The 16,206-nt window shown below is 60.9% G+C and carries 12 protein-coding genes; 8 read left to right on the forward strand and 4 right to left on the reverse strand.

The window, feature by feature from the left end:
- The first annotated feature begins 55 nt into the window (after positions 1-55).
- The 3 genes from B5J99_RS07940 to B5J99_RS07950 all read left to right on the forward strand — a co-directional run bounded on the left by B5J99_RS07940 (position 56) and on the right by B5J99_RS07950 (position 5,467).
- Entirely contained in the window at positions 56-1,492 is a 1,437-nt protein-coding gene (locus tag B5J99_RS07940; RefSeq protein WP_162892504.1) for an amidohydrolase family protein, read from the forward strand.
- Between the two features lie 467 nt (positions 1,493-1,959).
- Positions 1,960-4,290, forward strand: coding sequence for a TonB-dependent receptor (locus B5J99_RS07945; protein WP_083231552.1), 2,331 nt, complete (start codon positions 1,960-1,962; stop codon positions 4,288-4,290).
- A 178-nt stretch (positions 4,291-4,468) separates the two neighbouring features.
- Positions 4,469-5,467 (forward strand): dipeptidase, encoded by a 999-nt coding sequence (locus B5J99_RS07950; protein ID WP_117352098.1) that lies wholly within the window; start codon positions 4,469-4,471, stop codon positions 5,465-5,467.
- Positions 5,468-5,560: 93 nt separating this feature from the next.
- Here B5J99_RS07950 and B5J99_RS07955 read toward each other — a convergent pair whose 3' ends face one another.
- The gene (locus B5J99_RS07955; protein WP_342768912.1) at positions 5,561-7,252 is read right to left on the reverse strand and encodes a M20/M25/M40 family metallo-hydrolase; all 1,692 of its coding nucleotides are present in this window, start codon (positions 7,250-7,252) and stop codon (positions 5,561-5,563) included.
- Between the two features lie 381 nt (positions 7,253-7,633).
- Between B5J99_RS07955 and B5J99_RS07960 the strand changes: the two genes are divergently transcribed.
- Positions 7,634-8,485 (forward strand): ABC transporter ATP-binding protein, encoded by an 852-nt coding sequence (locus B5J99_RS07960; protein ID WP_245991805.1) that lies wholly within the window; start codon positions 7,634-7,636, stop codon positions 8,483-8,485.
- A 43-nt stretch (positions 8,486-8,528) separates the two neighbouring features.
- Here the strand turns inward: B5J99_RS07960 and B5J99_RS19505 are convergent, their stop codons facing one another.
- The gene (locus B5J99_RS19505) at positions 8,529-8,696 is read right to left on the reverse strand and encodes a hypothetical protein (protein WP_162892505.1); all 168 of its coding nucleotides are present in this window, start codon (positions 8,694-8,696) and stop codon (positions 8,529-8,531) included.
- A 4-nt stretch (positions 8,697-8,700) separates the two neighbouring features.
- Between B5J99_RS19505 and B5J99_RS07965 the strand changes: the two genes are divergently transcribed.
- Positions 8,701-12,114, forward strand: coding sequence for a M1 family aminopeptidase (locus tag B5J99_RS07965; protein WP_162892506.1), 3,414 nt, complete (start codon positions 8,701-8,703; stop codon positions 12,112-12,114).
- Between the two features lie 93 nt (positions 12,115-12,207).
- Here the strand turns inward: B5J99_RS07965 and B5J99_RS07970 are convergent, their stop codons facing one another.
- Positions 12,208-12,828: a TetR/AcrR family transcriptional regulator gene (locus B5J99_RS07970; protein WP_245991807.1), complete on the reverse strand. Its 621-nt coding sequence runs from the start codon at positions 12,826-12,828 to the stop codon at positions 12,208-12,210.
- A 57-nt stretch (positions 12,829-12,885) separates the two neighbouring features.
- Between B5J99_RS07970 and B5J99_RS07975 the strand changes: the two genes are divergently transcribed.
- The 3 genes from B5J99_RS07975 to B5J99_RS07990 all read left to right on the forward strand — a co-directional run bounded on the left by B5J99_RS07975 (position 12,886) and on the right by B5J99_RS07990 (position 15,144).
- Positions 12,886-13,341, forward strand: coding sequence for a nuclear transport factor 2 family protein (locus B5J99_RS07975; protein WP_231683730.1), 456 nt, complete (start codon positions 12,886-12,888; stop codon positions 13,339-13,341).
- Positions 13,334-14,161 carry an NmrA family NAD(P)-binding protein gene (locus tag B5J99_RS07980; protein ID WP_117353409.1) on the forward strand — a complete coding sequence of 276 codons (828 nt, stop codon included), beginning with the start codon at positions 13,334-13,336 and terminating at the stop codon, positions 14,159-14,161. Before B5J99_RS07975 ends, B5J99_RS07980 begins: the two co-directional genes overlap by 8 nt.
- A 779-nt stretch (positions 14,162-14,940) precedes the next feature.
- Positions 14,941-15,144 carry a hypothetical protein gene (locus tag B5J99_RS07990; protein ID WP_054133719.1) on the forward strand — a complete coding sequence of 68 codons (204 nt, stop codon included), beginning with the start codon at positions 14,941-14,943 and terminating at the stop codon, positions 15,142-15,144.
- Between the two features lie 42 nt (positions 15,145-15,186).
- Here the strand turns inward: B5J99_RS07990 and B5J99_RS07995 are convergent, their stop codons facing one another.
- A complete protein-coding gene (locus B5J99_RS07995) occupies positions 15,187-16,089 on the reverse strand; it encodes a LysR family transcriptional regulator (protein ID WP_117352102.1) in 903 nt (300 codons plus the stop codon).
- Positions 16,090-16,206: the final 117 nt, after the last annotated feature.

Below are 16,206 nucleotides of genomic sequence, written 5' to 3' on the forward strand. Positions count from 1 at the left end.
GGCAACCCGCGGCCCTGACCATTTGCGACAGATATTCCTGAAGAAAGGGGCCAAGATGATGATCGCATGGGTTTCTCGATTGGCGCTCGTCGCTCTGATGGCGACTGCGCCTGCCGTGGCGCAACACAATGCTCCCGAAGCCAGACCCATCTACAAACGCGACCAGTGGCTTCCGAAATCGGTGCCCACCTCGGACGATGGCCTGCGCATCCCAGTTCCGGCTGATTTCAACGCGCCCAAGGGGTCGTTCGTGCTCGTTGGCGGGCGGTTGTTTGACGGCACCGGGGCACCAGCGCGGCCGGCGACCATCGTGGTGGAGGGCAAGACGATCACTGCGGTCCTCAACCCCGGTGATCGTAACTGGCCCGAAGGCGCCGTTGTCTTCGATGTTGCCGGCAAGACAGTGATGCCGGGCCTGATCGACTTGCATACCCATCTCACCTTTCTCGATACTGCGAGCGCCAGCAGCGTTTTTTCGGCGGCGAATCTCAGCAGCGCGGAATCCGCCATGCGGGCCGTGCAGCGCATGGCGATCTATCTCCAGGCCGGCATAACCAGCGTGCGCGACGTGGGCTCGCATGGCGATGTGCCGTTCGTGCTCAAGCGCCGCCAGGCGGAGGGTTCGATCGCCGGCCCCCGCATCTTTGCCGCCGGGCAACTGATCACCCAGACCGGTGGGCATGGTGCGATACATGCGTTTGCGCCGGGATCGCCCGAGGTGACCAACGGCAACCCGAACTCTATGGCGCGAATTGCAACCGGCCCTGACCAATGGCGCGAGGCGGTGCGCATCCAGTTCGCCAAGGGCGCCGACCTCATCAAGCTCGCAAGCGAGTATACCCAGGAAGAAGTTACGGCCGCAGTAGACGAGGCTCATTCGCTGGGCCTGCCCGTGACGGTCGATGCCGAGACCCAGTATATCGACATGGCGATCAAGGCTGGGGTTGATTCGATCGAGCATCCTTTGCCGCGCAGCGACGCTGCGGTCGCGCTGATGGCGAGGCGCGGGATCGCTTCGGTGCCGACGCTGATCCCCTATCGCCTGATTTCGCGCAGATCGGGCGGCTATTATGGCACGCCTTCGCGCCGGTTCGAGTTGAATGAGACCACCATCATGGAGATGGCCAAGAAAATGCACCGCGGCGGTGTCAAGATGGGGATCGGACTGGACCTGATCCTGGATGCTCCGGCTCATCTGCCCGGCGCCTATATCAACGAGCTGGAGAGCTTCGTCGATCTAGGATTTACCAAGCCAGAGGCGCTGGTTGCGGCGACCAGGACAAGTGCCGAGATCATGCACATGGGAGACCGGATTGGGACGATCAGAGCTGGAATGCTCGCGGATATCATCGTCATCGATGGCAATCCCGACGAGGATTTCGCAGCTTTGCGAAAGGTGACCACGGCCTTTGTCAACGGTCGCCTCATGTTGCAGGACGGCCGCATCTATGTTCCGGCCCATGAAGAGGTCCCTCTCCCTGGTGCCAGGTAAGCGGATCTGCGGACCAAAGCGCAAGACACCCCGTCTGCGTTTGCCGTGCGCCTGGGACTGACCGCTCGCTCGCTCTGGGTCCGTCGATACAACGCCGATCGCTTGACGATCCATTGCCTGGACGAACCGGATCGGAGCCTCGTCACGATCAAGTATGAAGATGCTGCGAGCAACGGACGCCGTTTGGCGCTGGGGAGTTTCACCGCGATCATCGCGCGAAATGTGTCTTGCGGCGGGCCTGTACAGGCGGCGTAGATTATCTGGCGCAAAGAGCCAGAATTACTGACTTTATAATAATAAAGGTCAGACTAAATTTCGAATTATGTAGCAAAATCTCGCTCACCGATTGCATCGAGGCAGGCTGTTCTGTTGTTTAAGCAGGGCACTGACAGCAACGGCGCCTATATCATAATTTGATAGAACCTAAGAAGCTGAATGAATAAATAAAAATTAAGGGGATTGGGACCATGATAAAGACCAAAGCAAGTAACAGGCTTTTGGCTACCATATCGATGGGCGCATTTATGTGTTCGACTGCGGCACTCGCCAATGACCAAGTGCCGGAGCAGGGCGACGCGAGAACGCGCAATCCAAGCGAGATCGTCGTGACGGCGACGCGCCGCGACACTACGATCTTGCGCACGCCGGTCAGCGTCAGTGCCTACTCCCAGGAAGATCTCGATGTGAGGGGCGTGCGCAACATTGAGGACCTCGCGCGCATGACTCCGGGGCTTTCGCTCAACCAGGGGGCATTCGGCGCCAGCTATCTTGTGATCCGCGGGCTCACCTCCGTGATCGGCGCGACGATGAACGGCGTCTATATCGACGACACGCCTGTCCAGGTTCGCTCATTGAGCACGACATCCAACTTCTACCCCGCCATGTTCGACCTTGAGCGCATCGAAGTGCTGCGTGGCCCCCAGGGCACCTTGTTCGGCGCTGGCGCCATGGGCGGTGCCATCCGCTTCATCACTGCAAAGCCGAGCGTCAGCGAATATTCCGGCTATGGGCGCGCCGAGCTGGCGACGACCGAAGGCGGCGCGCTGAGTTACGAGGCGGGGGCTGCCGTTGGCGGGCCCCTTGTCGAGAACAAGATCGGATTTCGGGCAAGTGGCTATTATCGCCGCGACGGCGGCTATATCGATCGCGTCCCTTACATCCAGAATGGGGGCACACCCAAGCAAAACGCCAACTCGCGCGATACCTATGTCGGCAACTTCGCGTTGTTGCTCAAGCCGACCGAAGATCTGACGATCACGCCATCTGTCTTCTACCAGAAAGCCAACCGGAACGAGAGCGACCAATTCTGGGAATGGCGACCCAATGTCGATCTGCCACCATTTCCGGCATTCACCAGCGGCGAAAGCATTCCCTCCTTTGGCCGGGACCGCGCCGTCCTTTATGCGGTCAAGGCGGAAGCCGATCTTGGGCCGGCAAGGCTGATCAGCAATACCTCATACCTCGATCGCAAGGTCGTGAACAGCGACGATGGCACCGGTCTTCTGCTCGATATACTCGGTCTACCCGCCGCGGGATTCGGCTTGCCGGGCATCATTGATGAACGTCTGTCGGTCGACGTCACCATAAGGCAGCGGACGTTGACCCAGGAGCTGCGCCTGGTGTCCAACCCCAGCGCGAGCCCGATCAGCTATTCGTTCGGCCTGTTCTACCAGAACGCGCGTCAGAGCGCGGTCGAATTCAACAGGGCTGCCAGGCCCGATATTTTCTACATCCCCTCCATCAACGGCAACGTCAATTTTGGCAATGACAGAGCGCTGGACCGCCAGTTTGCCGTTTTCGGGCAGGTCGACTACAAGCTGACCGACAAGCTCAGTGTCAGCGCCGGTGCGCGCTATTCGTACATCGAATTCGATTTTCGCGGTGTAACGGGCAACAATGTGCCCACCGATGTGGTCACCAGCGGAAGCACGGCAGAAAGCCCGATTACGCCCAAGTTCGGGATCGAGTATCAGGCCACCGACGATCTGATGATCTATGCCAGCGCAGGCAAAGGGTTTCGTCCGGGCGGCTCCAACGTCGTTCCAACGCTTCCCGATCCCGCATGCACCGCCCAGCTCAGAAATCTGGGTTATGAAGATGTACCAAGGCAGTACCGTTCGGACAGCACGTGGAGCTATGAAGTCGGTGCGAAGGGGCGCGCTGGTCGCTGGCTGACCTTTGCGGCGAACGCGTTCCAGATCGACTGGACCGATGTTCAGCGAAGCCGGACCGTGGTCAATTGTGCTTCGCCGTTTATCGACAACCTCGGCAAATCGCGCGCCCGGGGCGTGGAGGCGCAGTTCACGATCACGCCTGTCACCGGTCTCTCGCTCGATGTGAACTTCAGCTACACCCGGGCGACCGTGCAGGAGACCCTCATCCGTCCCGCTATCCTCAATCCTGACGGGTCGGTGGCGAGCCCGGCGGCTAACATCGTCACCAAGGGGGATCGTTTCGCGCCACCCTGGATCGTTTCGCTCGCGGGCAATTACGAGACCAGCCTGGGGGCCAGCGGGTTGACGGGCTATGGCCGTGTGCAATGGGATTATCGCAGCGGCCTGGACAACCCATCGGGCAATCTCGGTTTCGATCCGCTGTATGCGCGCGTATTCACCCGAAACTTTGTGGCCGCAAGACTGGGAGGGCGTGCCGGCAATACGGATATCTCGCTGTTCATCAATAATGTCCTGAATTCACGCGACGAATTGTCGAGGCTGGGGATAGGTCCCGGCCAGCGGCTGCTGCGGCAGGTCTATCGGCCGCGGACATTCGGGGTCACCGCGAGCTACCGGTTTTGAGCCGATCCTGGCGCGATGCGGTTCCGCACGGCCTGGACGATCAGCGACACTCAGTGATTGTCTCGCAATCGAACGGTCAGGCTGGTCGGAATGGTCGCCGCCGTGGGAAGCAATATCTGCCTGAAGGATTGAAGATGGCACAAGCCCGTCTTGGTCGCGGCCACAGAACGAGCGTTTCATGATGGTCACGCAGCCCCCGGTCAATCTGAAGGACTGGCTGGTCTGGGACAATCACGGTTGCTTGCCTTTGCGGCCGTTCGATACCGTTTTCCTTCCGCAACTTGCCCGCTATCGGCAGGCGGGGGTCGATGTCGCCATCGTCAATATCGGCTTTGGCGACCATGGTATCGAAGACCACATCCGGATGATCGCCAATTTTCGTCACTGGCTCAAGCAACATCCCGAAAGCTATGTGCTGATCGCGACGGTGGACGATATCGAACGGGCCCGGCGCGAGGGTAAGCTGGCGATCGCGTTCAACATGGAAGGCGCCAACGGTGTGGCCGATCAGCCCAGCCTGATCAGCCTGTATTATGATCTTGGCGTCCGATGGATGCTTATGGCCTACAACCGCGCCAACCGGGTCGGCAGCGGTTGCCATGAGGACGAGGACCGCGGGTTGACCGCGTTCGGGCGTATCGTGTTGGACGAGATGGCCCGTGTCGGCATGGTGGCCTGCTGTTCGCACACTGGCCATCGTACGACGATGGACGTGATGCATTACGCGTCGCGACCGGTCATCTTCTCGCACTCCAACCCGCGCGCGCTGCACGACCACCCCCGCAACATCCGTGATGAAGCCATGCGGGCCTGCGCTGCGACCGGAGGCGTGGTCGGGATCAACGGCATCGGCATCTTCCTCGGCCAGAACGACAATTCGACCGAAACCTTCGTGCGCCACGTCGATTATGCGGTTCAGTTGATCGGTGCCGAGCATGTTGGGCTGGGGCTGGACTATGTCTTCGATGCCGCTGAACTGGATGATTATCTCGTCAGCATGGCCTCCACTTTTCCCGAAGGCTTCAGCTATCAGGCCGGTATGAAGATGATCGAGCCCGAGCGGCTGTCGGACATCGTCGAAGCTCTCGTGAAACGGGGATACCCCGAAGCCGCCATTGGCGGGATTCTGGGCGGCAACTTCATGCGCGTGGCCCGCGACGTCTGGCGACCTGCCTAGGTCTCGGCGATGCAAAGCCGGGACACCCGGGGCTGGTGTCCACCACGGCAGCAACCCGCGTGAACACTGCCCCGGGCGCAGACTCCGCTTGTGCTAGTCGATCGCTGCCAGAGTGTAGAGGAACTCGGCATAGGCCATGACCGAGTCGACGAGGCCTGCCACCTTGGGGTTGGTGGACTCGATCAAGAGATATTCATCGGGCGCATGGGCATAGCCGCCAGTACCCAGCCCGAACCGCCCCACCGGAACGGATACGGGTGGCTGGGTGAATGTCCCGCCAGGCCAGCTCCCCGCAAGCCTCACGGTGAGATCCGGTCTGATGCCCAGCTTCCTGTACGTTGCCATCGCAGTGCGGATGAGGCGGCTGTTCTCGTCGGTTTCGGTGGGATCGTAACCGCCACTCACCTTCATCTCGACATCGGCAAAGCCTTGCTTGTCGAGATGCGCGCGCAGCTTCTGAACGGCCTCGGCGCGCGTCTGATTGGGCACCAGCCGGAAATCGAGCTTGGCAACCGCACGGTTGGGCAGGATGGTCATGCCGCCGGGACCGGTGTGGCCCGCGACCAGCCCTTCGATATTGACGGTCGGCGCCTGGGCCAGCCGGATAAGCGCATCCGGGAAGGGGAGGTCGTCGATCCAATGGGTGATACCAAAGGCATCTTTCATCTGCCCTTCGGTCACGGGCGATATCGCTTGTGTGATCAGGGATTTCTCGCGCTCGGTTAGCGGGCGGACATTCTCGAACCAGCCTTCGATCGCAGGGGTATTGCCGTCAGGCGTAACCAGTGTCTGCAGGGCCTGCACCAGTCGCCATACCGGAGAATCGACTATGGCCTTCAGGCTGGAGTGAATGTCGTTCTTCGGTCCTCGGCCCCATTTGTTGCCACTGGCGATCAACTCCAGCTCGATGATACCCTTCGCGCCCAGTTCGACTGCGGCATTTCCCTCCAGCCCCTGCATGGTGGTGGGCATGAAGACGCCGTCGCACGACCGCAGCGCGGCGAGCACACGGGGCGTTGTGACGAGCTGGCGGAAATTGGGAGAGCCGATCTCCTCCTCGCCTTCGCAAATGAGGACGAGATTGACCGGCAAGGTGCGCCCAGCCGCCCGGATGGCATGCAGAGCGGAGAGAAACGTCGCCTCGGGGCCCTTGTGATTGGCCGACCCCCTGCCGACCATCGTGGTGCCAAGCCCCTTTCGCTCGACAAGCCTGCCCTCAAGCGGGGGAGAGGACCATTCGGCGGGAGTGAATTGCTTGACGTCATACATGAAATAGAGACCCAAGGTGCGTGGCGCCCCCACGTCGATCTTGCCAAACACGCCCGGATGCCCGTCTGTCGGGATGATCTCGACATCGGTGAATCCTGCATCCCTCGCCAGTCCGGCGAAATAGGCCGCGCCCTCGGGCATGTTCAGGTTTTCGGCAGCGATCGATGGCAGTGCTATCCAGTCGCGGATGCGCTTGATGGCCGTATCCTTGCCTGCCAGCGCCGCAGCGCGCACATCCGATAATGCGCCCGATTGCGCCAGAAGGGGTAGCGGTTGAGCCAGGGCAATGCCGGCGCCCAGCAGTGCGCCGGTTTGGATCAGGTCGCGACGGTTGAGGCAGTTGAAGTCATCGAAGGTCATAGGAAGCCCCTTGGAAACACAGCAATGGGCACCTGGTTTCGGATGATCGGGCGGCCAATACAAACCTGAATGTCTCAGGCTAAGCCTGAGCTTTTCTATAGGCCTGGCCGCGCGATGACATCGACAGCAGAGATTTCGACGGCTCAGGTCGATCATGCCGCTGACCGATTTCAGCCAGCCCGCCGTTCCAGCATGAGAATAACTACCCTTGAGCGATAAGATTAGTGATTTGCGTCGTTGCTGGCTTTCTCCGAAACTCTGTCGCGATGGCAAAACAGAAACGCTGGTTAGACGCGCTCAGCCCAACCTAGCCCGGGGCCGTGGTTGACCGGCGGAGCGACCTCTCTGGCGCTGAGGAAGGCGCCAGGTCCGCTGGCAAAGGCTGGTCCTGTGAATTGTGTGCGGGCGAAACGCAGCTTCTTCGCGATGTGCTGCGGGCATATTGCGGCGTCATCCATGACGATGGGCAGCAAAGAGAATTTCCAGGAGGCAATATTGCTGCATTTGAATGGCGTTGAGCATGTTTATCCAAACGGAATGCGTGCACTCGATGGGGTCACAATCTCGATCGGCAAGGGAATGTTCGGGCTACTGGGACCAAATGGTGCTGGAAAATCCTCGCTGATGCGGACCATCGCGACGCTGCAGACACCGACCGCCGGCGCGATCAGGTTCGGCGATATCGACGTGCTGGCCGAGCCAGGCCGTCTCAGGGCGACTTTGGGCTATCTGCCGCAGGATTTCGGGGTGTATCCCCGCGTTTCCGCTTACGACATGCTCGATCACATGGCATCGCTCAAGGGCGTCATCTCTGCCGCTGACCGGCGCGCGACGGTGGAATCCTTGCTGGTCCAGACCAACTTATGGGGTGTCCGCACCAAGGCGATCGCGGGATTTTCAGGCGGAATGCGCCAGCGCTTCGGGATCGCGCAGGCGTTGATCGGCAACCCCGAACTGATCATTGTCGACGAGCCGACCGCTGGTCTCGATCCGGAAGAGCGCAACCGCTTCTATAATCTGCTGGTGGAAATCGGCGAGAACGTCGTGATCATCCTGTCCACTCACATTGTCGAGGATGTCGCCGATCTGTGCCCGCGCATGGCGGTGCTTGCGGCGGGGCGCATCCAGCTTCAGGGCGCGCCCGGTGATCTGATCGCGCGCAGCCGCGGCACCATCTGGGCCAAGACGATCGAGCGCGACAGGCTCGACGACGTCAAGCTTGGCTATGAGGTCATCTCGACCCGGCTGTTTGCAGGCCGAACCATTATCCACATTCTGTCTGAAACGGACCCCGGCAACGGCTTTGCGCCTGTCGAGGGCGGGCTGGAAGATGTTTACCTGTCGACCTTGACGCAAATCCGCCGCGCCTCCGCGCAACCAGCCGTTTGAGGGGCACGTTGATGTTCGGTACGATCGCGCGCTTCGAGCTGCGTTACCAGTTCCGCAACCCGGTGTTCTGGGTTGCCACCGTCCTGTTCTTCCTGCTGACCTTCGGCGCAACGACGGTTGAATCGATCCGCCTCGGCAGCGGCGGCAATATCTTCACCAATGCGCCGACCGCGATCGCCCAGATCATGCTGACAATGTCGCTGTTCTTCATGTTCGTGACCACCGCCTTCGTCGCCAACGTGGTCGTGCGCGACGACGAGACCGGCTTTGGCGGGATCATCCGCTCAACCAAAGTCAACAAGCTTTCCTATATGCTGGGTCGGTTCAGCGGCGCGTTTCTCGGCGCTGCGGTGGCGTTTCTGGCGGTGCCGGCAGCGATCTGGATTGGCACTTGGATGCCATGGGTTGATCCGGAGTTGATCGGCCCCAACCGGCTGCAGGATTATGCGTTTGCCTTCCTCGTCATTGCTCTGCCCAACCTGCTGATCACCTCGGCGATCTTCTTTGCGGTCGCGATCTGGACCCGTTCGGTCACCTACAGCTATCTCGCGGTGATCGTGTGCATGTTTGCCTATTTTGCACTCACGGCCATGCTGCGGAAATGGCCCGATGTGTCGCTTGCGGCCTATTTTGAACCATTCGGCACGATCGCATATGGCCTGGGCATCCGCTACCTGACCCCGATCCAGGCGAACACGCAGTCACTGGAACTGACCTGGATGCTGCTCAGCCACCGCCTGGTGTGGATGGCCTTGTCGATTGCGCTGGTCATCATCGCCGTCTGGCACTTCCGCTTCGCCGAACGCGGCACGTCGCCGCGCGCCGCCCGGCGTCAGGCGGCGCGCGAGGCGAAGCTGGCCGCCGTCAGTCCCCTGGTCTTCCGGCAGCTTCCGGACAGCATGCCCGAGCGCGGAGTATGGCATCAGCTGCGCACGCGCACCCTGCTGGAAATGAAGCTCGTCTTCAAAAGCCCGGCCTTCTGGGTGCTTGCACTGGTCGGATCAATCAACCTGCTGCTCACGCTGACGCTTGCCGGCCGCTTCTACGATGTGCCTCCCTGGCCGCGGACGTTTGTGCTGGTCGAAACGGTTCGGGGTGCTTCGGCCCTGATCACGGTTCTGATGGCGATCTATTTTGCAGGGGAAGTCGTATGGCGTGAACGCGAGCGCCGGATCAACGAGATCATCGACGCGACAGCGGTCCCCAATTGGGTTTTTCTGGTCTCCAAGCTTTGCGGGGTGGCAGGTGTCCTGATCGCGCTCAGCGTCGGGGTGGTGCTCGTCCAATCGATAGCGTTTCAGCTGGTGCGCGGGGTCGCCGATATCGAACTTGGCCAGTGGTTGGCGTGGTTCGCCGCGCCCAACATCTTCTATGTCATCCATCTGTCTGTTCTGTCGATCGTGGCCCAGGCTGTCAGCCCGAACAAGTTCGTCGGCTGGGGCATCATGCTGCTGTACCTCGTATCGACGATCGTTTTCGCCGGTCTGGGCCTCAGCCACCCACTGCTCAATTACGCCGAAGCCTCAAACCCGCTATCGGACATGAATGGCGATGACTACGGCGGCGCCACTGCCTGGGCGCTGCGGTTCTATTGGACCGCCTTTGCCGCAATTCTCGTCATCATCGGTCATCTGATGTGGCGTCGTGGTACCGCCGTGACGCTTGCCGGGCAGTGGCGCACGCTGCCCGCGAGATTGCGCGGCATGCCCCTCGCAATCATGGCCCTCGCGCTGGCGATAACCGCGGGGATGGGCAGCTATCTCTATTACAACATGAACATCGCCAACCATTATTGGGCAGGCGGCGATGCCGAAGACATGCGCACGGCGCGGTATGAGAAGGCGTATGCGCGCTATCTGGGGCGACCGGAGCCGACGCTCACGGATGTCAGGCTCGATGTGGAATTGAGGCCTTCCCGGCGATGGGCACAGTTTGACGGACGCTATCGTTTCAGCAACGCGACAACCAGACCGATCGAACTGCTCCACGTTCGCATCCCCGCCCCGACCTTGCGTGTCGAGGCGATAGACGTGCCCGGCGCAACGCTGGTGAGCGACGACAAGGAAAATCTCCACCGCATCTACCGATTTGCCAAGCCTTTGCAGCCGGGCGACCAGGGGACGCTGACCTTCAGAACCGTGCAGGAGAAGCGCGGGCTGTATGCGCTGCCTTCAAACCTTCAGGCGTATGAATTCGATGCGCAGCCTGCGGCCAACGGGGCGTATCTGACCAATTTCGCCTTCGCACCGGCGCTCGGGATGAGCGGTGCCAATTTCCTGCAAGGCAACAAGCAGCGGCGCAAATACGGCCTGCCAGCCGGAAAGACAGCGCCCAGGCTCGGCGATCCAGCGGCCCGCAACAGGAACTTCGCGAGCGTCGATCGCGTGAACACGGACATTACGGTCACAACGGATGCAGACCAGACACTGGTGGTGACAGGGGCGCGGGTATCCGAGACTGTCGCCAACGGCCGTCGGACGGCGAGGTTCGTATCTCCTATCCCATCGCTGAACTTCATCACGATCCAGGCCGGTCGCTACGCGCAGAAATCTGTCGATGCCGGTCGCGGCGTCCGTGCCAGCGTTTATTATCACCCCGAACATGCGATGAACATTGACCGGATGCTGAACGCGATGGTCGACTCTCTCAATTACTATCGCGATAATTTCGGTCCCTACCAATATGGCTACGCGCGCATCATCGAACGGCCCGATTATGGTGGTGGCGCGAACTCTGCACCCGGGACGGTGGGCTACTCCGAAAAAGTCGGCTTCATCATGGATTTCCGCGATCCAAATCGGCTCGATTTCCTCGCCTACCTCACCGCGCACGAACTGGCGCACCAGTACTGGTTCCACCAGGTGATGCCCGCGGACATGCAGGGAGCCGAGGTTCTTACCGAGACATTGGCGCAGTATTCGGCGCTGATGGTGATGAAGAAGAACTTGGGGGCCGATCAGATCCGCCAGTTCCTGAAATACGAGCAGGATATCTATCTGCAGGGCCGCCGGCTGGAAGCAGCCGAGGAGCAGCCGCTCGCCAAAGTCTACAGGCAGGGATACATTCACTACAATAAGGGCTCGCTGGTCATGTATCTTCTGCAGGATCGTCTGGGCGAGGACCGGGTCAATGGGGTGTTGCGCAGTCTGATAGAGCGGTATCGGTCCAAACCTGCGCCTTTTGCCAGTTCGAGCGACCTGGTGGATGGGTTGCTTGCGATTGCCCGCACGCCTGCCGAGCGCGAACTTGTCCGGGACCTGTTCTACCGTATCACCCTCTATGACCTCAGGGTCAGCCAGGCGACGGTCCGAAAGATGCCGGACGGCCGCTATGAAACTCTCATCACGGTGGCAGCAGGAAAGTCCTATGCCGATGGCAAGGGCAATGAGCGTGAAGCAACGTTCAACGAGCAACTCGATATCGGCGTATTCCGCGCCAATCCCGACGATCGGGGATTCACCCGCGAGAAGGTGATATCATTGCAGCGGCTGCCGATCCGCTCGGGCGAACAGACCATCCGCATGATCACGACGAGCAAGCCAGCCTATGCCGGTATCGATCCGTACCTCACGTTTGTCGACCGCAACGTCAGCGACAATGTGGTGGCGGTGACGGAAAGAGGTCGATAGCCTCACTTCGGCGGAACGACATCCGCATCCAAGGGTTCCACCGCCGTTGAAGCTCAATGCCGGCATGCGCGGAGCCCTGCTGGTCGAGGCACGTCAATCGTCTGCGCGCAGGGCAGAGGCGAGCATTCGGGCAAGGCGTGCAATGTGATCCTTGTCAGATCGCCCACCCACGACCGACAAACGCCAGTATAGCGGAGCTGCGATAAGGTCCGCCGCGGTTTCGCGGTCTACGGATGGCGAGAGCTCGCCTCTCTCGATGGCTCGATCGAGCAATCCGTTGATTCGTTCGCGTCGTGCGCGCTGGAATGGCCGTATGGCCGTTTCGAGCGCTGGAGTTCGCTCGATCTCGGCATGGAGGTCCGTAATGATCCGCCGCATCTTTGGGTGTCGGAGCACCCGGCGAAGCGCGAAGAGCAACGCCTTCAGATCGGCTTCGAGAGACCCCTGATCGCCAACATCGGTGATCGTCAACCCGACACGCGACAGAAGGTCGCCTGCCATCACCGATTTTTCGGGCCAGCGCCGATAGAGTGCGGCCTTGCCGACGCCAGCGGAGCGGGCGACACGCTCGAGGCTTAGCCCTGAATAGCCAGCGCGGGCCCATTCCTGGAAGAAGGCGCGGGTCAGCGCGTCCGTGACGTCAGCACGCATGACTGCTGCGCCGCTCAGAGTGCGGATTCTGATTCCGACATCGTCGGAACGGTTGCGTTCCATCCACAGATCCCTAAATATGGTCGGAACGCAATCGTTCCGACCAACTGGAGATAGATCATGAGTGAAGATATTGAAAGCTTTTCGGCCATGCTTCGCAAGGCGCTCGGGGACCGGATCGACCGGGACGCCAGGTCGTTCCCGGACATGATGGACGAACACGCCGTGATGGAGTTTCCCTATGCGCTGCCCGACCTGCCTGATCGGCTCGATGGCCGAGAGGCCGTCGCCCGCCACCTTGAAGGGCTGGGCGGCCTCATCGCGTTCGACAGGATGGGCGAACCGACCGTGCATCCCACGACCGATCCCGCCGTGGTCATCATCGAGTTCGAGGGCTTCGGTCGCGGGGTGGCGACAGGCGCGCCCTATGATCAGCGCTATATCTCAGTGATCCGCACCGAGAACGGGCGCATTGTTCTCTATCGCGATTACTGGAACCCGATCGCCGTGCTCCGTGCAACAAAGGGCGCGGCGTTCGTCGATGCCCTTGTGGGGGGAGGCGCCGGCCATGAATGAGCGGGTTCTCGTAACCGGCGGCACGGGGAAGACAGGTCAGCAGGTCGCCAGCCAGCTTGCGCTGCGCGGGATCGAAGCGCGCGTCGCCACGCGCGACCCATCGTCAGCGAACCAGGTCCGGTTCGATTGGGGTGACGCGACGACATACGGTCCTGCGCTCGAGGGCGTTGGCGCGGTCTACCTCGTTGCGCCGACCGATCAGACGGAACAGCTGTCCGCTATGCATCCCTTCCTCAAGCGGGCGGTATTGCAGGTCCCGGGACGACTGGTGCTGCTGAGCGCTTCTTCGCTCGAGGCAGGTGGGCCGATGATGGGTGAGGTTCATGCCTGGCTGGACGCCCATGCGCCGCTCTGGACGGTCTTGCGCCCAAGCTGGTTCATGCAGAACTTCACGACCCAGCATTTGCATTCGATCCTTCATGAGGGGTGCGTGTACTCCGCGACGGGGGACGGACGCGTGCCGTTCATCGATGCCGCCGATATCGCTGCCGTTGCAGTAGAGGCCCTGACCAGTTCCGCGCTTCCTTCCAGCGAGCATGTGTTGACAGGTCCGGAAGCCCTAACCTACGCCGAAGCGGCAGATGCGATCAGCGCAAGAATCGGCAGACCTGTCCGTCATTGCCGTCTGACGGTGGACGCGTTGGCGGACCGGTACGCCGGATCTGGTATCCCCCGAACCTATGCCCTCACGCTTGCCGGCATGGACGAGGCAATCGCGCAAGGGTCCGAGGACCGGATCACTCTGGAGGTGGAGCGGATAACGGGGCGGCCAGCGAATAGTCTTGCAAGCTTTCTGAAGGGTCAAAGCGCTTTGGACTGAAAAAACCTGGGACAGGCGCGGCCGCGGCATCTGCTATCCGCTCGCCCGCCCGCGCCGTCTTGCCGCAGCCCGGGCCGCCAGCGCGCCCCCGAGTATGAGGAGGGGCGAAATCAGCATGAAGATTCCAAGCCCTATATTGGCCCCGCCTTCGCCCTTCCGCACAAGCTGGTCCAGACTTGGCAGGCTCCACACGATTGCGGTGAGGACGCCGGCTATCAGCCATGCAGCCCTGCCTGCGTTTGGCAATATCGAAATGGCAATGAAGGGCAAGGCCACCAGAACGACATGAACCGCCAGAACCGACCGGGTTATCCCCCATGTTCAGTCCCCGCTCGCAACGATTGCATCGGCATTCGTCAGGGCAACGGTGCCGAGCCCGATGAGGACGGCGACCAGGCATCCAGATAGGATCTCGCCGAGCCGTGATTTCGGTGATCTCTTCATTTTTCCATCCTGTGATTGGCGAAGTGCCCCGTTCCGGGCTGCTGCACAATGACCGAGGCTAGCCAGGGCCTTCAGTCGTCTCGCGCTGTGTTCCGCGGCATATCTCTCGCGATTGACGACAATCGGAAGCCATTCTCCTCGCTCGCCCCGAACCAGCGGCCTCTCACCGTTCGCGCGGTCGTAATGGAAATATCGCTCGGTCGGTCCAGAGGCGAGGGCGTGCCTAGCAAGGGCCTGAAATCGGAGCCACCAGAGCATGGCATATCGTTTCTGGCGTACGGCCAGACGCGGATCGCGGTTCGGCGCAAAACCGGCACGGCTGGGGTTTTGCAGCGATGCGCATCCCCGACAGCAGACCATATCCCGTCAACGCAACACGTGGAGATTACGCCGTGCAATGGGAATACAAACTTGTCACCGAAACCCTGAATGCCGATCAGCTGAACGAATTCGGTGCGGATGGTTGGGAACTTGTCATGGTCGTCTCACCCGCCCATTATGTCTTTCATTATTTCTTCAAGCGCGGATTGAGGGACTGACATGAGCCCGCTCCTTTCTCCCGCACCACGGCATGCCCCGATTCAGGTTACACGCGTCAGGGCCGCACTCACATTGTCGATGAAGGTGCGGACCCGCGGGTCGACGAGGCGTCTGCTGGGATAGAGACAAAGGATGCGCACGGTTTGGACGCCGAGCTCAGGGAAAAGCCGGACAAGGTGCCCGGCTGAAAGATCGTCATCGACAAGGAAGGCCGGAAGCAGCGCGATCCCGAGGCCCGAAAGGGCAGCCATGCGGATTGCTTCTGCGCTGTTCATGCGCAACCGCCCGTGGGCCAGCACCTTGTCGGCGTGTTCGCCGCCCGGATGGTCAAACCATTCCTGCGTTCGTGTGCGGGAACGAAACAGGATGCAATCATGCCCGCTCAGAGCTTCCACGTGTGGAGGATGGCCCCGGCGCTCGAGATAGGATGGGGCGGCACAGATCCACACCGGATATTCGGCAACGACCCGCGAAACGATACCGTCCGGCGCGCTTTCTCCTCCTATCCGAATGGCAAGATCGAAGCCTTCTTCCACGAGATCGACGGGACGGTCGGAGAAATCGATATCGATGCGGACATCGGGCCAGCGTTCAAGATACTCGCTTACCAGCGGCATGATCACGCGCCGGCCAAAGGCGTCCGGAACACTCAGGCGCAGCAGTCCCCGCGGCTTGCCGTCCGGAACGGCGATGCTCGCTTCAGCCTCGTCCATGGCTTCGAGGATGGCCCTTCCGCTCTCGCGGAATCGCTCGCCTTCTGATGTGAGGCTTACAGCGCGGGAGTTACGATGCAGCAGTCTGACACCGAGCCGGGCCTCGAGACGGGCGACAGCCTTGCTGGCGGCCGACCCGGTGAGGCCCATCGTCCGGCCGCCACGGGCGAAGCTTCCCGCATCAGCCACCGCCATGAAGATGACGATCTCGTTGAGGCTGCGTGCGGTCACAATCCGCGTTCCGCACTAATGATATCGGTCATCACAATCCATCCTTCACCTCTCGCGATCCTGCCGCTGCTGCTGTCATGTGTCTACTGATGTGGAACTCAAAAGCAGCGGTGATCC

The organism is Blastomonas fulva (genome assembly GCF_003431825.1).
GTDB lineage: Bacteria > Pseudomonadota > Alphaproteobacteria > Sphingomonadales > Sphingomonadaceae > Blastomonas > Blastomonas fulva.